The organism is Paenibacillus faecis (assembly GCF_008084145.1).
Lineage (GTDB): Bacteria > Bacillota > Bacilli > Paenibacillales > Paenibacillaceae > Fontibacillus > Fontibacillus faecis.
Map to the genome: position 1 here is coordinate 295,745 of NZ_VSDO01000005.1, position 21,431 is coordinate 317,175.

The window sequence follows — 21,431 nt, forward strand, 5'->3', positions numbered from 1 at the left end:
TTTACACAGCATGGTGGCGCGTAAAATGATTGTTTTGTTCTATTAATCAAAAGCCTATTAGACAAGCCTCTGTCTAATAGGCTTTTTTTTGGGCTGGTGCCCATCAACAACCTGGATAACATCGAATTCCTGCAAATCTGCAGGAATTTTCGACGAAACCGGCTCGTTTCTCTGAAATCGCTAGAAATGCCTGCAGATCTGCATCTTTTTTCGCATTCCCTCGATCCCCGGTCTAAAATACCTGCAGATTTGCATCTTTTTCGCCCTACCCCACCATAACCGTCAACAAAACCATAATTCCATTGGTTACCCCGTGAATGATAACGGAAGGCCAGATGGAACCCGTACGCTCGTAGGCATACGCAAAAATAACGCCGCTCCAGAAATTCGCCGGCATGACATTATAGGTCGGAATGTGGATAAGGGTGAAGATCGATGCGCTTAGCAGCAGAGCGCCGGTTAAACCTACCCGCGTCCGCAGCCAGCGGTACAAAAAACCTCGATAAAAGATCTCCTCGTAAAGCGGCGAGATTACGGCCCCGGTGATGAAAGCGATGAGAACCGCCAAGAAGGTGGTATTTTCCCGTAAGGCCACGGTTTTGCTGTTCTCATACGTATTCCCCAAAAAGCTGGTAAGCTCCATAATGATCACGGCACCGACCAAAAGGGCAACACTCGATAGAGCAATCAGTTTCCAATTTTTCCGGTCAAACGGCTTCAGCCCCACTTCCGTCCAGGAGAGCCCTTTGGGGCGGAGGGCCACCGCATAGACCCCTAAAATAAGGACAACCGCTATGGTCAGCCCCATTAAAGTTCCGGCATACAGATCATTATGCAGCCACCGGGAATACATGGGGTGAAGGACGAATTTAATGCAGCCTATGACGAATCCAAACTCAAGGAGCATTAGCAGTACAAATTCTTTCCGGCCCCAAGCATCCCGTTCCTTCCAACTTATTTTTTGGACATTCATTTGCTTCTTTCCCCTCTTTCTGCGGATGTTATAAACTAAGCATATTGGATGACGTTACGTCACCTTCAATGCCTTTTTTTCAGAAGGAGGAGAAAAATGAAACGATGGACGACAGGCCAGGTGGCTAAGCAGCGCAATATTTCGGTTCGCACGCTTCGTTACTATGATCAGATCGATCTCCTGAAGCCGAGTTTTAAGGATGATTCCGGCCGCCGACTCTATACCGAAGAAGATTTGTTTCATTTGGAGAAAATCATGATTCTCAAATCGCTCTCTCTCCCCTTGGAGGACATGCGCGATTTGCTGGATAAGCTGACTTATAAACAAATTCTGGTTTCGCATTATAATTACTTGCAGGAACAACTCTCCAAACTGCAAACCAGCATTTCGAATACCACATCGCTAATCAATATGATCGATTTGGAAGAATCGTTGTCTTGGGAACAGGTGGCGCAGCTGGTGCGAGTGTCGACGCAGACCGGTGCGAAGAAATGGACGGATTATTTTCAAGAGGAGGAAAAGGCGCTTCTGCAAAAGTCTCTCCCCAATATCAGCCAAAATAATGAAACCACCCGGCGGTATATGGCTTTGCTGCGGCGAATCGAGCGGTGCATGAAACACCGGATCCCTCCGGAATCGGAAGAAGGGTATGAGATTGGCCGTGAGTTCATACATCTCACGAAGGAAACGTTTCAGGGAGATGCCGAGCTGGAGGAGAAATTCTGGGAAGTCCGCAAGCGGCCTGCGGAAGAAACCGGGCTATACCCGGTTTCCCAAGAGGCATTGGAGTTTGTAGACCGATGTATCGCTTATGCCGAGGAAACTCAGCCCCCGTCTTCTATAGAAAAGGTTTCACCGTCCGTCGCTCCACAATGGAATGAGCAATGATTTGGCTGTCTTCCCTTTCTCCGGTTTCGATCATCCGAATCAATTTCCGGGCGGCGATGGTGCCCATGTCGTACAGCGGCTGGCGAACCGTGGTCAAGGGAGGGACGACCATCCGGGCCAGCTTCAGATCGTCATAGCCCATAATGGACAAATCCTCGGGGACCTTGATGCCATGCTTGGCAGCGGTCGCAAGGGCGGCCACGGCCATCTCGTCGCTGGTGGCGAAAACCGCGGTAAAGTCGGAGTTGTTGTGCAAAAGAGTCTCCATCGCCTCGCAGCCCTTCTCAAACATGAAATCACCGTAGGCGATATAGGATGGATTTAGCGGAATTCCATGCTTCTCCAGGGCTTTCTTGTATCCTTCCACCCTTGGAATACCGGCGAGGGTATCGCTTTTTGTCCCGCTGATCAGGGCGATGTTTCGGTGCCCCAAATGAATCAGGTACTCCACGGCATCAAAGGACGCCTGGAAGTCATCGACCTTGATATACGGGACGGGATACTTGCTCTCGGTGGAAACCAGGACGACGGGAATTTGCATGTCCTCCAGGACTTCATAATATGCTTGTTTCAGCACTTCACTTGAAAAAATCAGCCCGTCGATCTGCTTTTCCCGCAGGACCTGCAAATATTTCAGCGTTCTTTTGCCGTCGAAATCCGTATTGCACACGATCACGCTATACCCGTTATCCTGTGCGAAATCCTCTACGCCTCGCAGAAGCTCGGAAGAAAAATCGCTGGAAACGTTGGGAAACATCACGCCGAGGGTATGGGTACGTTTATTTATGAGACCGCGGGCGATCGCGTTCGGCTGATACCCGAGCTCTTCAATGGCTTGATATACTTTTTGCTTGGTCTTATCGGAGTACCCGGGCAAATTGTTCAAAACTCGGGACACCGTCGCAATAGAGACGTTGGCTTTGGACGCGACGTCTTTAATGGTTGGCTTCATTCCTGCTGCCTCCGTAGACGATGGAATAGTTCTTACGCTGCATACAGCGTAAACGATTACCCCACATCTTAGAATGTCGCTTTCGTTTTGTCAACATGGCGGGGAAGGAGGTTTGGAAGGGGAGGTGAAAATACGGGGAAAAGGGGCGGGATGCCCCTCTTTCGTGCGCGTTACAGCGCTTTACAGCGGTTTGCCGTTGAGCGTGGGCGGAGGCTCCTGCTCCATCTCGGGACCGAATTCGTCTTCGGCCGCGGCGGGATTGCCGTCCTGGTTCCACGCGTCTTTTGTCATAAACGCGCTTTTCCGCCCTTCATCGGTCGAATCTTTGGCCCGCGCCTGTTCGAGCCGTTCCTTGGCTTTCTCGGTCTGATCGTCCACCGGGTTCACCTCCTCTCGAGCATAGTCTCAGTATGGCCAAACGTATCTTTTCTCCAATCCGCACCAATGAATTCTATATGAAAACGCCTCTAATTTTACGGGTATCCTCCCATTCGGATCTGGCTTAAAATACGCCTGAAGGAGATGATAACGATGTCAGCACAAACCGGCTATCCATTTCAAGATACATCCTTACCGTTAGAGGAACGGGTAAATGATCTGGTTTCCCGCTTTACTTTGGAAGAAAAAGTGGAACTGATGGTTCAGTATCAGGCGGCTGTCGAGCGGCTTGGTGTGAAAGCGTATAAACACGGAACGGAAGCGGCGCACGGCATGGCCTGGCTTGGGGAGGCCACCGGGTTCCCGCAGCCGATCGGTCTCGGCTGTACCTGGGACACGGAGCTGATGAAACGGATCGGCAGCGTGATCGGCGACGAAGCCAGAGGCTTCTATCGGCGGAATCCCGAAATCAACGGCTTGACGCTGTGGGCGCCGACGGTGGATCTGGAGCGCGATCCGCGCTGGGGACGCACGGAGGAAGCCTATGGAGAGGACCCGATTCTGACCGGGAAGCTGGCGTCCGCACTCATTCAGGGGATACAAGGGGATCACCCCGTTTATTTGAAAGCGGTTGCCACGTTGAAGCATTTTATCGCCAACAACAATGAGGTGGGCCGGGGGGACGCTTCGGTCAGCATTGATCCGCGCAACATGCGGGAATATTACTTGAAAGCGTTTGAAATTCCGTTTAAAGAAGGCGGCGCCCAGTCGATGATGACGGCTTATAATGCCATCAACGGCGTGCCGGCCAATTTGAGTCCGGACGTCAAAGCGATCGTGAAGCAGGAGTGGGGGATGGACGGCTTTGTCGTAAGCGACGCCTTTGATGTGACGGGGACCGTCCGTGATCATGGCTACCTCGACACGTACAAAGAAGCGGTCGCCCGCTCCGTCAAGGAGGGCGGCATCGACAGCATTACGGACGACTCGGTCGTGATCAAGCAGGCGCTGCGCGAAGCGCTCGAAGAAGGGCTGCTGGCGGAAAGCGACCTGGACACCGCGCTGCGCAACACGTTCCGCGTTCGCTTCCGGCTCGGCGAGTTCGATCCGGAAGAGGGCAATCCGTACGCGGCGATCGACGAGTCCGTCATTTTGCGGCCCGAGCATGCGGAGCTGTCGCGGGAAGCCGCCGCGAAAGCGGCCGTGCTGCTGAAGAACGACCGCGGCCTGCTCCCGCTTCAGGCGGACGCGCTGCGTAAGGTCGCCGTGATCGGACCGCTCGGCGACATCGTCTACCGGGACTGGTACAGCGGATCGCTGCCTTACGCGATTACGCCGCTGCAGGGCATCCGCGAGAAATTGTCGGCGGCCGGCAAGCAGGCGGAGACCCGGTTTGCCGCCGGAACGGACCGCGTCCGCCTGAAATCGAAGAAGACCGGCCGCTACGTCGTGATCCAGGCCGGCGAGTCTGCGGCGCTGGCGGCCACGGCCGAGCGGGCGGAAGAAGCCGCCGTATTCGAGATGACGGATTGGGGCTGGGGCAGCCATACCCTGATCGCGGAAGAGAACGGCCGCTACTGGACCACGGATGACAAGATCGTCAAAGCCTCGGCCGAGCAGATTTGGGAGTGGTTCACGAAGGAAGTATTCCTGGTGCAGCCGAAGGAACATGCGCCGGATCGCGTCACGTTCTCGACCTGGAACGGCACCCCGGTGACGGTGAACGAAGCGACGGGCGAACTGCTGGTCGGGGACGGCCAGGCGGCGGAAACGGCGAATGAGATCAATGTCGCGGGAGCGGCCGAAGTCTCCGGGGCGGAAGCCAAAGTCATCCACGCCGACGAGTTCGAACTGGAGATCGTGACGGATAAGCTACAAGCGGCGAAGGAAGCCGCGGCGGATGCCGAGCTGGCGGTCGTGTTCGTCGGGAACCATCCGCTGATCAACGGGAAGGAAACGATCGACCGTCCGGATATTACGCTGCCGGAATCGCAGGAGCAGCTGATCCGGGAAGTTTACGCGGCGAACCCGAATACGGTCGTCGTCGTGGTCGGCAGTTATCCGTACGCGCTGAACTGGGCGGACGCCAACGTGCCGGCGATTCTGTACACGTCCCATGCCGGACAAGAGCTTGGCCATGCGCTGGCCGACGTACTGTTCGGCGATACCAATCCGGCGGGCCGCCTGAATATGACCTGGTACAGATCCGTGGACCAGTTGCCGGAGTTTATGGACTACGACATCATCAAGGGCGGAAGAACTTATCAGTATTTTGAGGGCGACGTATTGTATCCGTTCGGCCATGGTCTGTCTTACACGACGTTTCGGTACGACGGGCTTCGTCTTGCCGAGGAGCGGTTGGATGCGACCGGCTTTCCGGAAGCGGAGGTCCGCCTGACCTGCCGCGTCACGAATACCGGCAAGCTGGCGGGTGAGGAAGTCGTGCAGATCTACGGAAGTGCGAACCAATCCCGGGTCAAACGCCCGCGCAAGCAGCTGCTCGGGTTCCGCCGGGTGATGCTGCAGCCGGGTGAGACGGCCGAAGTCGAATTCGCCGTCCCGGTTTCGCAGTTGGCGATTTGGGACGTGACGCGCGAGCGCTATTGCGTTGAAAGCGGCACTTACACGTTCCTGGCCGGTGCATCCTCGGAGAACCTGCCGCTGTCGGCCGGCTTGACGGTGGACGGCGAGACGATCCCGCCGCGTGATTTGAAGCAGCCGACCCAAGCGATCAATTACGACGACTACGAAGGCGTATGGATCGGGGAGTGCGCGGAAGGCGGCAGCGCGGTCGAGCTGAAAGGCACCGGCGGATGGATCGCATTCGCGGACGCGGAATTCGGAAGCGGCGCAGGGACGCTGCGCGTGCGCGCGGCAGTGGGCGCGGCGGACTCCGCCGTCGAGGTGCGCCTCGGCTCACCGGAAGGAGTGCTTGCGGGCAAGCTGGCGTGGCACTCGAACGCGAACGCTAGCGGTTCCCGGGAGTGGAAGGAGTACACTTGCGAGCTGAACGGTGTTGCCGGGCGGCAGGACGTGTATCTGGTTCTGTCGGGAGCGGTCGCGATCAGCGAGATTCAATTTGCGTAAAGCTGTAGCTGAATAAGGGATGGGTGAACCCCGGCTGATTCTTTGGAATCCGTCCGGGGTTCTTTTTGCGGGATGTGGGATGTGGGATGTGGGATGTGGGATGTGGGATGTGGGATGTGGGATGTGGGATGTGGGATGTGGGATGTGGGATGTGAATGTGTGGCGTGGGAATGCGAGGTGCGGGGTGTGAAAAATGCGGGGGCGGTTGGTCGCCCTCGGGATAAGGGCCCAAAACGGCCTTATTTTGTCGAATTTGGCCATTCGCCAGGAAATAGCGGCCTTTTGAGGCCTTATTTTTGGGAAAAGCGGGCAGAAACCCCACTAGCGTTGCATTAACCCGTGGGGTTCAATAGCTGTAACCGCCTCTCTTTGAACTCTGGCCGGTGGATAAGGGCTTTTTGAGGCGTTATTTTGTCGAATTCGTCCCTTCGGTGAGAAATAGCGGTCATTTGGGGCCTTATTTTAGGGAAAAGTGGGCCAAAACCCGATTTTGGGACCCGAACCAGAGAAATAAGGCCCTTTTGGGCCGCTATTTTTCTCGAAAACGCAAATCTGGGCCAAATAGCAGCCCAAAACGCCGCTATTATAACGACGGCCAGAAAAAGTTGCGGACAGGCAGCACGAAGTCAGGTTTAATGCAACGTCAGTGGCAAAAACCGGCTTTTGAGGCCGCCGCCGCGAAATAAAGCCGTTTTTGACCGCTATTTCCCCCGCGGAGCGTAATTCGACCGAAATAGCGGCCTTTTGGGGCGCTATTTCGGCGAGCGGGAACATAGGGCAATCCATTCCCGCTTCACCAATCCACCGGCCTGTAATCCTTCAGAAATACTCCGGTCCAAGGGCGCTCTGCGTCTATACCTTCATAGATCGGGTCGCAGATTCTGGCCGCGGCATCCTCGAAGTCCAGAGGCAACTCAATCGACTTACGGGCCTGCACCTTCTCGGGAAATTGGTTGGACACCCAACCGGGGTCCACGCTGGTCATGAAAATGCGATCCTTCTTGTACTCTTTAGACATGGTGAGGGTCATCATATTGAGCGACGCCTTCGCCATGTTGGTGTGAACATGGTAACCGCCTTTTCTTTTCATCTGGAAGCGGCCTTCCGCAGCGGACACATTCACGATGAAACGGTTGCGGTGGGGGCTTCGCAACATAGCCCCTTTCAACTTGGTATTGATCAAAAAAGGAGCGGTGACATTAATTAACTGAACTTCGAGCATCTCTATTACAGAGATTTGATGGGACTCCGCCGTCCACGAATTGTGCAACTGCGAGACGGAGAGCGCCGGGCTTGACTCTGGTACCAGCATTTGCGAAATCGGCGGTTTCGCCGCTTCGCTGCCGATCTGAAGGGCGATGCGGGGAAGAATCGTCCCATCGGGCAACCGCAGTCGATCCTGCCCGCCCGAAAGTTGATTTTGAAGCTTCGCCTCATGGAGCGTCAACGTCTCGTATTCTTCCGGCATCATCCTTACCGTCTGCGCGGCATTATTGACAATGATGTCGATATAGGGGAACTCTTGATCGATATAGTGGGCAAACCTCTCAACTCTCTCGATCTGGCGGAAATCCAGCCCGTAAATATGAATGCGATCCTTCCAATGAGCGAAATCGGGTTCTTGGATATAACGGTGCAAGGCATCATACGGAAAACGGGTCGTTAAAATCACCCGCGCACCATCCCGAAGCAGACGCAGCGCCGTATGGTAGCCTATTTTGGTGCGGCCGCCCGTCACCAACGCGGTGAACGTATCCAATCGGTGCACAGCCGTCCGTTTCATTTCATTGAATTTCCCGCAGGCCCGGCACAATCGGGTATAGTGGTCATGTAAGATCGGATTCGGTTCTTTGCATATATAGCATCTAGGTTTGCGGCCGTTTTCGGTTTTTTCGGTTGTCGTTCCGGGGTTCTCCATCATACCACCTTGAGAAAAGATTTACATCCATCATAGCATATGTTAAAATTTTCTCACACAGTGGCTTAACTAAGGTGCCTGCCTTTCACGCAGGAGATGAAGGTACCCAATCCTTCCTGTGTAAGGTGATAGTTTAATCAAAACACCCTCCTGCTAAGAGGAAGATGGAGGTCCCACTCCTCCTCACCTTTCTATATTCATGCCTCGGTGAAGCCTTTCATTCGTTCGATCGAATGGAAGGCTTTTTTGCGCTATTTGGCCAGCGCATCTTCAAAATTTGGAAACCAAACCCGATATAACTAAGGAAATATATAACAGAGAGGGAGTAGTCAAACGTGTTCAAAATGGCAAAAGGGAGTCTATGGATCGGTCTGGTCTTGGCCATGTCTCTGGTATTTACCGGATGTGCGGGTAAGGAAAAGACCGATGAAGAAAAACTGAAAGAAGCGATTCAGAAATCGCTTGAAACTTCGCTGGCCGAAGGGGCCGCAACCGCGGAGGAGCCGCCTAGCGTGGAGTCCAAACTCGGCGAGATTCAGAACTTTGTTACCTCCGATATCTGGAATGAAGGTTTCGTCAACATAAGCTGGTATGCGAACAGCGGGACAGGCAGCACCGGGGAGACGTTGGACATCGACTTCGTCATTGAGCGTCTCGGCAAGGCCATGGAGAAAAAAGCGGAGTACGACACCTATGTGCAAGGGCTGGACGCCAAGTATGACGATGTTAAACAGGTATGGACCAAGCTTTCCGGCGAAATCGACACGCTGTATGCCAAGCTGAAAGAGAACCCGCCTAAAGCCGAGGATCCGAGCTATGAGTTCGATACCGGTCCGTTTAAACAGTACAGCGAGGCGTTCAGCAGTGATGTGGAGGCTTTGGAATCCAAGTAATAATCATTTTTCTGAGATTGTTTAGGCTGCGCAGGCTTTAAGCTATCACATAAAAGAACCCCAAACGTTTGAGTTGAACCGGCGTTTGAGGTTCTTTTACTTTTCAAGGCACGATTTCTCTGCGTTCCGCAAATCATATAAGGGACGGCGGGAAACGCAAATGAATCATTCGGCAGTGGTTTTGAAGGGGGGGAGAATTAAAGTTGATTTAATGTTAAAATATTGTCAAGATTAGGTTTAGATGGCGTTCGGAATTATCCGGGCGACAAGACGATAAGCGAGTTTTTAGGAGTGGTGTCATGTCAGTTACGATTGAAGATATCGCCAAAGAGGCGCAGGTTTCGGTCGCGACCGTTTCAAGGGTCATCAATAATTCCAAGGCGGTCAGTCCGGAGCTGAAAAAAAGAGTCAATGATGTGATTCAAAAAAGAAATTTCAAGCCTAATTCTTTGGCAAGAGGGTTAATCACGAATCAAACAAACATTATCGGGATTATCGTTCCCGACATTTCGAATCCGGTATTCGGGGCATTGACCAGGGGGATCAACAGCTTTTGCCAACAGAAAGGGTATACCTTAATGGTTTGTGAATCGGGGGGGCAGCAGGAAAAGGAGGTTGAATTATTAGGCGTTTTGGCCGATAAAAAAGTAGATGGCGTTTTGTTTGCGGGAGTTGATGTTAATTCTGCTTTGGTAGGAGAGATGAAAAGGCAAGGATACCCTATCGTATTGGTGACACAAGAAGCTTCGGAAGGTGAAGATATCATTCATACGGTCACTCATGACAATGTGAAGGCCGTGTATGATGCGGTTTCCTTTTTAATTGAAAACGGACATCAAAAAATAGCGTTTATAGGCGGGCCGGAAAACGACTATTCCTCCGGACAGAAACGTTTAAAGGGATATAGGCTGGCTCTAAAAGAACACAACATTGAAGTTCCGGTTTCTTATATCGAACATGGGAACTTTTCCTTCGATTCCGGATATGATTGCATGAGAAAAATATATGAGGAAAATAGTGCCCTGCCAACCGCGGTAATGGCCTGCAACGATGTGATGGCGATCGGGGCCATACGATTTCTAAAAACGGCAAAAGTTTCGGTCCCTGCCGATATTTCCATTATGGGGTTTGACGACCTGGAGTTCGGAAAATACTTCAGTCCCGAATTGACAACGGTACGGATTTCTTATTTTGATGAGGGCCTTAAAGCGATCAAGACCCTGTTCAAGCTGATTCATCATAACCAGCAAGCCATACCGAAAACCCAATTTGTTCCCCATAAAATCATTAGAAGAATTAGTGTTCGAAAAATATAATGAATTATTTCTATTGATTTTTACTAAAAATCCGGGGTATAATGTATCCACATCAGGAAAAGGTTTTCCTGATGTGGATTAAAAAGCTAGACTTTAACTAAAACAAGGGGGAATTAGAGGTAAAAATGTGTGGTGATTTTTTTGTCTAACGGGAAAAGGTTTTCCTGAACAATGATTTAAAGGGGGCTAATTTTTTTAAACGTTTAAGAAAGCGCTCTATTTGTTGGAAACTAACAATTTTACTTCAATGGGGGTTTTTTCATGACATTGTTAAAAGGAAAAAAAATATGGATGCCGTTGATTGCAGCTTCTCTCGTTTTTTCATTGGCGGGTTGCGGTGGGAATTCGGCTGAGTCGGAGTCGGAATCAACAAACACCAAGGAACCGGTGACCATCACTTTTTCATTTGACCAAGGAATCGGAAAGCCGGCGCAAACGCTTGTTGATGAATATAACGCAAGCCAAGATAAATACGTCGTCAAAACGAAAATCTTGCCGCAGGACGCCAATGTGGTCCACGATGATTTTGTCAATAAGCTGGCCTCGGGCGATAAAAGCGTGGACGTGATGGCTTTGGACGTGGTCTTTGTGGCGGAGTTTGCGGCGGCCGAGTGGTTAACCGATCTAACCCCGTATTTTGATCAGGCAACGCAGGATAAATATTTGCCGGGTACGATTGAAACGGCGACGTACAACGACAAGCTTGTCGCTTTTCCGTGGTTTACAAATGCAAGCGCTCTCTTTTACCGTAAAGACGTACTCGATCAATTGGGGGTAGAACCGCCTACTACGTATCAAGGTTGGATGGATCTGCAAAGCAAAGTGCAGGGCAAGAACGATATTCAATACACAGGGGTTTTTCAAGCGGCGCTGTCCGAAGCGTTGGTATGCAACTGGGTTGAATATATAGCCAACAACGGCGGAGAGGTCCTGGACGCATCAGGCAAACCGGTTGTCAATTCGGAGAATAATATCGAAGCGACCCAAATCATGCTTGATATGGTCAAAAAGTATGCTCCCGAAGGGGTAACGACTTATACGGAGCCGGAAAGCGAACAGGTATTCCTGGACGGCAAAGCGCTGTTTATCCGGGATTGGTCCGGATTCTGGAGCCAAGCCAACAAAGAAGGTTCCAAAGTCAAAGATAAAGTGGGCGTTGCCGCTTTACCGGTTGGCCCTAAGGGTACAGAGGGGCATTCCACTTTGGGCGGTCTGAATCTGGTGATCAATAAGTACATTGATGATGAACATAAAGAAGCCGCCGTCGACTTTATCAAATATCTGTCCAGCGAAAGCGTACAGAAGAAGATGAATTTGATCGCTGCCCAACCACCGGTATTGAAAACGGTTTATCAAGATCCCGAAGTTTTGAAAGCGAATCCATTCTACGCGGATTTCTATAACATTATTATGAATGGGAAGGCAAGACCGATGTCTCCTCAATATTCCAGAGTTTCCGATTCGATTCAAACTAACATCCATGCGGCATTGTCGGATCATATCAATATAAAAACGGCATTGGACAACATTCAAAGCGATCTTGAAGCATTGAGCAAATAAAGAAATTAAACCTGCATGGGCTGCGGGATGGCACCGGATGTTCCGCAGCCCATGTCATCAGAAGGAGTTAATGAGGGAATGAAGAGTTTACAGCAAAGAAAGGAAACTAGAGATGCCTGGCTGATGATGTTCCCTGCGCTAATTATTTTATTGGTCATTGCGGTTTATCCGATTTTAAGGACATTTTGGTTAAGTCTGCATGAAATGGTGTTAACAGACCCGGGCTCAGGATATCCATTCGTCGGTTTAAAAAATTATTCGGATATATTTCGGGATGGGAGAGCGGGAGCATCGATTTTTTTCACCTTTAAATTTACGATAGCGACCGTTTTTTTTGAATTAGTCGTCGGCTTTGCTGCGGCGATGATTATGAACAAAACGTTTAAAGGCAGAGGGCTGGTTAGAGCGGCGATTCTTATTCCATGGGCGATTCCGACTACCGTATCGGCCTTGATGTGGAAATTTATATATAACGACCAGTACGGTTTGTTTAATGATGTACTTTACAGACTTGGGATGATCGATGGCTATCGAGCTTGGTTAAGCACGGAAAGCGGTACATTTATGGCGCTGGTGATAGCGGATGTTTGGAAGACGGCTCCGTTTATGGCGTTGCTTATCTTGGCGGGGCTGCAAATGATTCCCGGCGATTTGTATGAATCGGCAAAAATCGACGGCGCCAATTCTTTTCAGGCATTCGTAAAAATTACTTTACCGATGGTCAAGAGCACCGTGCTCGTCGCTCTTCTTTTCAGAACAATCGACGCGTTCAGGGTATTCGATTTGGTTTCTGTCATGACCGGCGGGGCAAACGGTTCGGAAAGCGTATCTTTATATGCTTACACCCACCTCATGAAGTTCCTGAATTTCGGTTATGGTTCGGCGCTGTCCGTTCTGATCTTTTTGGTTGTATTTGCCATTAGCTTAATTTATATGAAATCGATCGGCAAAAATCTTGCCTAATATATTTGGAAAGGGGGAAGGTTACGGTGGATCTTAAGGTATCGAGAACGTTTAAGTCGAGCTTATTATATGTGCTGGTTTTATTGTTTTTAGCCTTCATTTTGCTGCCCTACATCTGGCAATTTTTAACGTCAATCAAACCGCTTGCGGAGATATCCGCTATTCCGGCCAAATGGATACCCAGCACAATGAACGTAGAATACTATTTTAATGTTTTCCAGAAACATCCGTTTGCCAGGTATTTATTGAACAGTGCGGTTGTTGCGACGATCACCACGGTTGTAAGCATTTTAATCGGCGCATCGGCATCCTATGCCTTGGCGAGACTGCGCTTTAAAGGGAAAAAGGTCATCCTGCTGTCGATCCTGACGATTTCCATGTTTCCGACGATCTCCACAGTCAGCCCATTATTTTTAATTTTGAAAAATATGAACCTGCTAAATACTTATGCCGGTCTAGTTATCCCTTATACCACATTTGCCTTGCCTATGGCGATCTGGTTGTTAACGAACTTCTTCAGCCAACTGCCGAAGGGGTTCGAAGAAGCGGCGACCATCGATGGTTGTTCCAGATTGCAAACTTTTTTCAGAATTATGCTGCCGCTCATTAAACCCGCCACCTTTTCGGTAGGCCTGTTGGTTTTTATCAATTCCTGGAATGAGTATATTTATAGTTTGACTTTCATGACGGATGACAGCATGCGCACGGTACCGGTGGGGATTGCGTTGTTTCCCAGCAATTATGAACTGCCATGGGGTGACATGGCGGCGGCATCGATTGTGGTCACGGTTCCGCTTATCGTGTTGGTTTTAATCTTCCAGCAGAAAATCATCGCCGGCTTAACCTCCGGGGGAATCAAAGGATAAAACAGCAAAGGGAGAATGAGGATGAGTAAAATTAAATTTGGTCTTATCGGTTCAGGATGGAGAGCCGAATTTTACATTCGTATCGCAAAGGCCCTTCCCGAGAGGTTCGAATTAACCGGGGTGCTGATCCGCAGCCGGGAAAAAGGGGAAGCATTCGCGCGGAAGTTTGGAGTTAACGTCGTCCAGTCGCTGGACGAGCTAATGAAGGGCGAGCCTGATTTTGTGGTGTTATCCGTCAAAAGAGGGATTGTTACCGATTATTTAATCGATATATTTAAAAAGAGAATCCCCGTCTTGTGCGAGACCCCGCCGGGAGAAACGGTAGAGGCCTTGGAAGAACTGTGGGAACAAGCCAATCAATATAACGCCAGAATTCAGATCGCCGAACAGTACTTCGTACAACCGCTGTATGCCGCTTGGTTAAAAGTGATCCGGGACGGTAAACTCGGGGAAGTCAGCAATATCAATCTATCGTCCCTGCATGGATATCACGGCGTCAGCATCATCAGGAAGTTTTTGGACGCGGGATATGAAAATTGCATGATCTACGGGAAAAGGTTTTCCTTCGAGGTGACGGAAACCTACGGACGTGAAGGTATGGACTTGGACGGGAAGATTTTTTCCTGTACCAGGGACCGTTTGACTTTGGAATTCGACCACGGGAAAGTCGCGTTTTTTGATTTTTCCGATCCGGCGCAATACCACTCGTTTATCCGTACCCGCCAACTGACCGTGCAAGGCGTAAGAGGCGAGATCGACGACTTGACCGTTCGGTACCTCACGTCCGATAACGTGCCGGTAACTCAGGAATTAAACCGTATCGACTTAGGTAAATACAATAATCAGGAATGGTCCCACAACGGAATCATGTTGGGCGAAGAGTTCGTGTACAGGAATCCGTTTGCGAATGCCCGATTGAACGATGATGAAATTGCCGTGTCCACATGCCTGGATCGGATGGGTGAATACCTGGCCACGGGGACCGATTTTTATTCTTTAAAAGAAGCGCTGCAAGATACTTATATTTCTTTGATGATGGACACGGCGCTTAAAAATCCGAACCAAGAAGTAAGAACTTCAACAAGAATATGGGCAAAGTAATCGGATTCCGGGGGGACTGGCATGTTTAATTTTGATCATCGCATCGAGCTTAGAAACAGCGTAAACGATCTGTTCATGGCGGGAGAAATTCTGATCGATATGATCTCCGCGGATTATAATGATAATTCGACAAGCGGTACTTATCATCGTTTTTTTGGCGGGTCGCCCTCCAATATCGCGATGAACGCGAAGAAATTGGGGATACGGGCGGTTGTTGCCTCGGCTACGGGGGAAGACGGGCTAGGTTCTTATCTAATTCATGAATTAGAAAACGCCGGAATCGATACGGGATATGTTCAAAGGGCGGCTGATTATTCCACAAGCATGGTTGTCGTAACCAAAAGCCGCTCCACACCGATTCCTATTTTTTACCGGGGCGCGGATTATCATCTGTCTTACACCCCGGAGCTTGAAGAGGGTTTGAAAAACTCCAAAATCGTACATTTTTCCTGCTGGCCCCTATCCAGAAGACCGGCGAGAGACACGATTGAAAAGATCATAGCCACCGCCAAAATGAATAATTTATTGGTCTGTTTTGATCCGAACTATCATCCGATGCTGTGGGAAGACGGTGAGGATGGCGTCCGATATGTGAAGTCGATCATCGGGAAGGTGGATATTGTAAAACCGTCCGAAGACGATGCGGAAAGATTGTTTGGAAAACAAACTCCAGAACGTTATCTGGAAACGTTTCTGAAGCTAGGCGCGAAACTCGTCATCCTAACCTTGGGAAAAGACGGCGCCGTGGTTTCCAACGGTACGGAAACCGTCCGCTTCGACACCTTGGCTACCGAGGTGGCGGATACGACGGGCGCGGGAGACGCTTTTTGGTCGGGATTTTACGCGGCGGCTATAAAAGGTTATCCCATCAGACAAGCCTTGGCCCTGGGGTTTGCGGTCAGCGCCTATAAGTTGAAATATACCGGCGCCATTGTCGATTTGCCAAGGCTGGAAGTTATTAAAAACATGTATGGATTATAGGAGGAAAACAAGTGACAGTCCAAAACCAAGTGCAGCTGATCACGTATCCGGATTCGTTGGGAGGTGATTTAAAGACGCTCAACCGCGTTCTCTCCACGTATTTTTCGGATATTTTTAAAGGCGGGATTCATATCCTTCCGCCGTTTCCTTCTTCGGGAGACCGGGGGTTTGCTCCGCTTACGTATCTGGAAATCGATCCGAATTTCGGTACCTGGGACGATGTGAAAGCGATTGGCGAGAAGTCTGACGTATTGGTCGATTTGATGGTGAATCATATTTCGCGGCAGTCGGAGTATTTTCAGGATTTTCTCCAAAAAGGCCGGAAATCCGAGTACGCTGATTATTTTATTACGCTGGATAAGATTTGGCGAGACGGGGAACCGGTCCAAGCGGATATTGAAAAAATGTTCTTGCGCAGACGGCTGCCGTATTCCACGTTTACCATCGAAGAAACCGGCCGGGAAGAAAAGGTGTGGACGACATTTGGAAAAACCGATCCTTCCGAACAAATCGATTTGGATATCAACTCGCCGAAGGTCAAGCAGTTGTTTACCGACTTCTTTATGCATTTTAAAAGGCATCATGTAAAAATTGTGCGTCTCGACGCTGTCGGTTATGTCATTAAAAAGTTGGGGACGAGCTGCTTCTTCGTGGAGCCGGAAATCTACGAATTTCTCGATTGGATCAAGGAGCTTGCCGATTCCCTGGACATTGAATTGCTTCCGGAAGTACACGCTCATTACTCCATCCAGTACAAGCTGGCGGAACACGGCTATTGGATCTACGATTTCATTTTGCCTTATCGCATACTGGAGGCGTTAATCGATAAAACCGGCGAACCGCTGAAGCAATACTTGAAGACTCGGCCGCATAAACAGTTTACGATGCTGGACTGCCATGACGGCATTCCGGTCAAGCCGGATTTGGACGATTTGCTGGATACCCGAGAGGCGAGAAAATTAGTCGACACCTGCTTGGAAAGAGGGGCGAATCTCAGTCTGATTTTATCGGACGAGCATAAAGCCGAGGATGGTTTTGATGTTCATCAAATCCGTTGTTCGTATTATTCCGTTCTGAATGGCGATGACGATGCCTATCTGGCTGCCCGGGCGCTGCAGTTCTTTACGCCGGGCGTACCCCAGGTCTACTATGTCGGGCTGCTGGCCGGGGAAAACGATCTGGAAAATGTGAAAAAAACCGGGGAAGGTCGGGAAATTAACCGCCACAACTTTACCCTTGGGGAAATCGAACAGGCTTTGGAAAAAGCGGCGGTTCAGAGATTGTTGAAGCTGATCCGGTTCCGCAATGAATATGAGGCGTTTAACGGGGAATTTCAAGTGCTTGACTCCGCGGCGGATGAAATCCGGCTTTCCTGGCAAAAGGATGAAACGCGCTGCACCTTGTTCGTTGATCTTAAAACGAATCAGTCGGTGATCGATTACACGGATGAACATGGAGCTATGAAACAATATTTTGTATAACAGAGGATGTGCTAAAGATGACAGTATTGCCTATTCATCATCACGGATTGAACGCAAGCCGGCTTATTTTTGGATGTATGGGGCTTGGCGGAGGCTGGAGCAGGGATCCCATTCTAACCGAACATGTAAAACAGGCGCATGAAGCGGTAGAGACGGCTTTGGCCAGCGGAATCCATATGTTCGATCATGCGGATATTTACGCGTTCGGAAAAGCCGAGACCGTCTTTGGTCAGGTGTTGCAGGAAAAGCCGGAGTTAAGAGAAAAAATGATCATTCAGTCCAAATTAGGGATTCGCTTTCCGGATGAAGCGGGCGGCATTCCGGCACGTTATGATTTTTCCAAGGCCTACATTTTGGAGAGTGTGGACGGGATTCTTTCCAGACTGGGCGTTGATTACCTGGATATTCTGCTCTTGCATCGACCGGATGCGCTCATGGACGCGCGGGAAGTAGGGGAAGCCTTTCATCAGCTAAAAGCGTCGGGAAAAGTCCGCTATTTTGGCGTTTCCAATATGGGCGCCGGGCAAATTCGTTTACTGCAAGCCCATTGCAGCGAAAAACTGGTGGTCAACCAATTGGAATTGAGCTTGCACAAAATCGGTTGGCTTGAAACCGGCATCCATGTAAATCAAGACGCGGCGCGTAGCAATATTTTTCCCGAGGGCACACTCGAATATTGCCAGATGGAGAACATTCAGCTTCAAGCTTGGGGGTCATTGGCCAAAGGCTTATACTCAGGAGCCAGTCTGGAGAATGCCGACGAAAATGTAAAGAAAACGGCTTTGCTGGTGAAACGGCTGGCGGAAGAGAAGCGAACTTCGCCGGAAGCGATCGTGCTTGCCTGGCTGATGAAACACCCCGCCGCCATCCAGCCGGTCATCGGGACAACCCACCCTTCCCGAATTCGGGCGTGTGCGGAAGCCGAGAACATCGGATTAAGCCGTGATGAGTGGTACACTCTATACGTTAGTTCCCGAGGCGTAGGCTTGCCTTGATGCATAAGCATTCCGTTTTTGCGCCGGCACTAAAACGAACAAACGCTTGGACTCCTATGAGCCCAAGCGTTTGTTGTTTGTTGAGTGAGGGGAGGCGACCCGTTTCTTACTGTCCCTTCACAAACTCCGCCGACTTAATCCCGGCTTGGCGGCCGAAGATGATGATTTCGGCTACGGAGTTGCCGCCGATCCGGTTTTGGCCGTGCAGGCCGCCGGTCACTTCACCCGCGGCGAAAAGGCCGGGGATCGCTTTGCCTTCTTTATTCAACACTTCCGTGTTCGTGTTGATTTTGACGCCGCCCATCGTGTAGTGAATCCCGGGAGCGATTTTGATCGCATAATAAGGGGCTCCGGACAAATCGTTGTCCATCCCGGTCGTTCTGCCGAATTCCGCGTCTTTTTTATTCTTCACGGCGGCGTTCCACGTATCGAGCGTTTTTTGAAGCGCATCGGCCGGAACATTCATGGCCTTGGCCAAGGCTTCCACCGTATCCCCCTGAATGACAAAGCCCATTTTTTCGTACTGCGCAATCGCTTTGGCGCGGGATTTAACGCCGGAATCAAACACCAGGTAGGCCGATTTCTCCGGAAGCGCATTGATGGCGGCGGTCACTTTATCGCGGGTATCCAGCTCGTTGGCGAAGCGTTTGCCTTCGGCGGACACGAGGATCGCTCCCTCCCCGCGCACGGCTTCCCCGATGAGATAGGACTTCTCTTGCTGAACCGTCGGGTGAACCTGGATTTGATCCATATCGACCGTGATTCCGCCGAGTTGTTCGATCATTCGAATGCCGTCCCCGGTGCTGCCGATTTGGTTCGTCGTGACGTATCCTTTCAGATCGGGTCTGACTTCGCTAATCATGTCCATGTTGGCGCCGAACCCGCCGGTCGTCACCACGACCGCTTTGGCCGCAATGGTCTTCTCTTCCGTTTGGTTCAAAACCACTTTCACGCCGTTCGCTTTGCCGTCCTGCTGCGTAATCTCCTTGACGTCGGCATTCACGAAGAGCGGAATGCCTTGCTCCTGCACATTTTTGACCAAGCCGTTGACGAGGTATTGGCCTACCGCGGACCCGTCTTCCGGACGGTGCGTGCGTTTCTCGTTCATGCCGCCCGTAATCGTAAGATTGTTCAAGCGGATGCCGATGGAATCCAGCCAATCGATCGCTTCGGCGGAATGATCCACGAAGAAGCGGAGCATTTCCTTGTCATTGGTGCCGTGACCGCCTTTTAACGTCTCTTCGTAAAACAGATCATTGCTGTCCTCGATGCCCTGCTCTTTTTGAAACTTGGTTTGGGATGCGTTCATGCCTGACGAAGACTTTGTCGTGTTCCCGCCCGCAACCGGCATTTTCTCGAAAATCACCGGGTTCATGCCGCTGGCTTTAGCCTCCAGCGCGGCCGACATGCCAGCTCCGCCCGCCCCGACGATGATGATATCGTAGCTATCTTTAAGCTGATCGAGCGGGGTGTACGATTTCTCGGACGCGCCCGAAACGGCCTCGGCCTTCTGGGTTTCCTGTGCGGCGGTTTCCTTTGGCGCGCTGTTTTGGTTTTGGCCTTCTTTCTGATTCTGGTTCCCGGCGCCGCAACCCGCGATGACGAGCATGAGCGAGAGGATGAGAAGAAGTGCTGCTGGTGCTTTCCTGTTCATGTTGAACCCCTCCACTGAGATATGTAAATATAACGGTGAGCGAAAGTACGAACCTCTCGGCTTCACCGTAATTCACTATACCAAAGGTTTAACACAATTATTGTGAACTAATTCACAAATAGTGTGAGGTATGTCTGTTCTGTTGCACATACGGTCGGGGCGCTTCTCCCTTTTACCGATTATAAAAAAGCAAGATCCCGCCCGCAAACACCGGAGGAGATCCTGCTTTTCACCGCAAAACCCCTTTACTTCTCCTCAAACTCCCGCTCCACCGCCGTCAAAGCGGCCCCGATGACCTGGTGCATGTCATAGTACTTGTAAGTGGCCAGCCGTCCGCCGAAAATAACGTCCCGCTCCGCGTCGGCCAACGCTTTATACTTCTGGTAGATCTCATTGTTCTTCTCGTTGTTGATCGGATAATAAGGCTCGTCCCCGGGCTTCCATTCCTTCGGATATTCCTCCGTAATCACCGTCTTGTCCTGCGTGCCGAACTCAAAATGTTTATGCTCGATAATCCGGGTATAAGGCGTCTCCCGGTCCGTGTAGTTGACCACCGCATTTCCCTGGAAGTTGGATTCGTCCAGCACCTTCGTTTCAAAGTGCAGGCTGCGGTATTCGAGAACGCCATACCGGTAATTATAGTACTGATCGATCATGCCCGTATAAACGACCTTTTTGGCCCGCTGCATCAGCTCGTCCCTGGCCGCAAAGAAATCGACATTCAGCTCGATATCCGCCCCCGCTAGCATCTTCTCGATAATGGCCCGGTAACCTCCGACCGGAATGCCTTGATAGCGATCGTTAAAGTAGTTATTGTCATACGTGAACCGGACGGGAAGGCGCTTGATAATAAAAGAAGGCAGTTCCCTTGCGGATCTTCCCCACTGTTTCTCCGTATAGCCCTTGATCAGCTTTTCGTAGATATCCGTACCGACCAGAGAGATGGCTTGCTCCTCCAGGTTTTGAGGCTCCGTAATCCCCGCGGCCAAGCGCTGCTCTTCGATTTTTTGCCGCGCCTCTTTCGGGCTGGCCACTCCCCACAGCTTATTGAAGGTATTCATGTTAAAGGGAAGATTGTAGATTTCCCCTTTGTAATTGGCGATCGGGGAATTGGTATAGCGGTTGAATTCCGCGAACCGGTTCACATAATCCCAAATCGTTTGACTGTTCGTATGAAAAATATGGGCTCCGTATTTGTGAACCTGGATCCCTTCGATTTCTTCCGTGTAAACATTTCCGCCGATATGGTCTCTTTTATCGATGACGAGGCAGGTTTTGCCTCTTCTTCCCGCTTCATAAGCGAAGACGGCGCCGAACAAACCCGCGCCGACAATCAAGTAATCGTACATGATGGGAAACTCCTTATTTTTCTTGATGGCCTGACATAAAAAAACACATTCACATCTTAGCATAAAACGAATGGGA

General features: G+C 50.6%; 17 protein-coding genes. 11 read left to right on the top strand and 6 right to left on the bottom strand.

Annotated features, from left to right (window positions below):
* Window positions 1-265 precede the first annotated feature (265 nt).
* Entirely contained in the window at window positions 266-973 is a 708-nt protein-coding gene (locus FRY98_RS23015; protein WP_148456542.1) for a CPBP family intramembrane glutamic endopeptidase, read from the bottom strand.
* A gap of 96 nt (window positions 974-1,069) precedes the next feature.
* Between FRY98_RS23015 and FRY98_RS23020 the strand changes: the two genes are divergently transcribed.
* On the top strand, window positions 1,070-1,861 hold the full coding sequence (locus FRY98_RS23020; RefSeq protein ID WP_148456544.1) for a MerR family transcriptional regulator: 792 nt from the start codon (window positions 1,070-1,072) through the stop codon (window positions 1,859-1,861).
* Here the strand turns inward: FRY98_RS23020 and FRY98_RS23025 are convergent.
* Window positions 1,812-2,813, bottom strand: coding sequence for a LacI family DNA-binding transcriptional regulator (locus tag FRY98_RS23025; RefSeq protein WP_148456546.1), 1,002 nt, complete (start codon window positions 2,811-2,813; stop codon window positions 1,812-1,814). The genes FRY98_RS23020 and FRY98_RS23025 overlap by 50 nt on opposite strands.
* 180 nt (window positions 2,814-2,993) lie before the next feature.
* The gene (locus FRY98_RS23030) at window positions 2,994-3,191 is read right to left on the bottom strand and encodes a hypothetical protein (RefSeq protein WP_148456548.1); all 198 of its coding nucleotides are present in this window, start codon (window positions 3,189-3,191) and stop codon (window positions 2,994-2,996) included.
* A 153-nt stretch (window positions 3,192-3,344) separates the two neighbouring features.
* On the opposite strand from FRY98_RS23030, the gene FRY98_RS23035 reads away from it, so the two are divergent.
* The gene (locus FRY98_RS23035) at window positions 3,345-6,278 is read left to right on the top strand and encodes a glycoside hydrolase family 3 protein (RefSeq protein ID WP_148456550.1); all 2,934 of its coding nucleotides are present in this window, start codon (window positions 3,345-3,347) and stop codon (window positions 6,276-6,278) included.
* 793 nt (window positions 6,279-7,071) lie between these two features.
* On the opposite strand, the gene FRY98_RS23045 is transcribed toward FRY98_RS23035, so the two are convergent.
* A complete protein-coding gene (locus FRY98_RS23045) occupies window positions 7,072-8,061 on the bottom strand; it encodes an SDR family NAD(P)-dependent oxidoreductase (RefSeq protein ID WP_249043513.1) in 990 nt (329 codons plus the stop codon).
* 479 nt (window positions 8,062-8,540) lie between these two features.
* Between FRY98_RS23045 and FRY98_RS23050 the strand changes: the two genes are divergently transcribed.
* From FRY98_RS23050 to FRY98_RS23090, 9 genes are all read left to right on the top strand, one after another.
* Window positions 8,541-9,089 (top strand): hypothetical protein, encoded by a 549-nt coding sequence (locus FRY98_RS23050; protein WP_148457358.1) that lies wholly within the window; start codon window positions 8,541-8,543, stop codon window positions 9,087-9,089.
* A 299-nt stretch (window positions 9,090-9,388) separates the two neighbouring features.
* Window positions 9,389-10,405 carry a LacI family DNA-binding transcriptional regulator gene (locus tag FRY98_RS23055; RefSeq protein ID WP_148456557.1) on the top strand — a complete coding sequence of 339 codons (1,017 nt, stop codon included), beginning with the start codon at window positions 9,389-9,391 and terminating at the stop codon, window positions 10,403-10,405.
* 261 nt (window positions 10,406-10,666) lie between these two features.
* Complete coding sequence (locus tag FRY98_RS23060; RefSeq protein ID WP_148456559.1) at window positions 10,667-11,965, top strand: ABC transporter substrate-binding protein; 1,299 nt, start codon at window positions 10,667-10,669, stop codon at window positions 11,963-11,965.
* Window positions 11,966-11,992: 27 nt separating this feature from the next.
* Window positions 11,993-12,928: a carbohydrate ABC transporter permease gene (locus FRY98_RS23065; protein ID WP_249043514.1), complete on the top strand. Its 936-nt coding sequence runs from the start codon at window positions 11,993-11,995 to the stop codon at window positions 12,926-12,928.
* Window positions 12,929-12,954: 26 nt separating this feature from the next.
* Complete coding sequence (locus FRY98_RS23070) at window positions 12,955-13,794, top strand: carbohydrate ABC transporter permease (RefSeq protein WP_148456561.1); 840 nt, start codon at window positions 12,955-12,957, stop codon at window positions 13,792-13,794.
* 21 nt (window positions 13,795-13,815) lie between these two features.
* Window positions 13,816-14,895 carry a Gfo/Idh/MocA family protein gene (locus FRY98_RS23075; protein ID WP_211373349.1) on the top strand — a complete coding sequence of 360 codons (1,080 nt, stop codon included), beginning with the start codon at window positions 13,816-13,818 and terminating at the stop codon, window positions 14,893-14,895.
* 21 nt (window positions 14,896-14,916) lie between these two features.
* Window positions 14,917-15,876, top strand: coding sequence for a carbohydrate kinase family protein (locus FRY98_RS23080; RefSeq protein WP_148456565.1), 960 nt, complete (start codon window positions 14,917-14,919; stop codon window positions 15,874-15,876).
* Between the two features lie 11 nt (window positions 15,877-15,887).
* The gene (gtfA, locus tag FRY98_RS23085; protein WP_148456568.1) at window positions 15,888-17,357 is read left to right on the top strand and encodes a sucrose phosphorylase; all 1,470 of its coding nucleotides are present in this window, start codon (window positions 15,888-15,890) and stop codon (window positions 17,355-17,357) included.
* Window positions 17,358-17,374: 17 nt separating this feature from the next.
* Window positions 17,375-18,352, top strand: a complete 978-nt coding sequence (locus FRY98_RS23090; RefSeq protein ID WP_148456572.1) for an aldo/keto reductase — start codon at window positions 17,375-17,377, stop codon at window positions 18,350-18,352.
* 106 nt (window positions 18,353-18,458) lie between these two features.
* On the opposite strand, the gene FRY98_RS23095 is transcribed toward FRY98_RS23090, so the two are convergent.
* Both FRY98_RS23095 and glf read right to left on the bottom strand, forming a co-directional pair.
* Entirely contained in the window at window positions 18,459-20,006 is a 1,548-nt protein-coding gene (locus FRY98_RS23095; protein ID WP_148456574.1) for a flavocytochrome c, read from the bottom strand.
* 245 nt (window positions 20,007-20,251) lie between these two features.
* Window positions 20,252-21,355, bottom strand: a complete 1,104-nt coding sequence (gene glf / locus FRY98_RS23100) for a UDP-galactopyranose mutase (RefSeq protein WP_148456576.1) — start codon at window positions 21,353-21,355, stop codon at window positions 20,252-20,254.
* Between the last annotated feature and the right edge of the window lie 76 nt (window positions 21,356-21,431).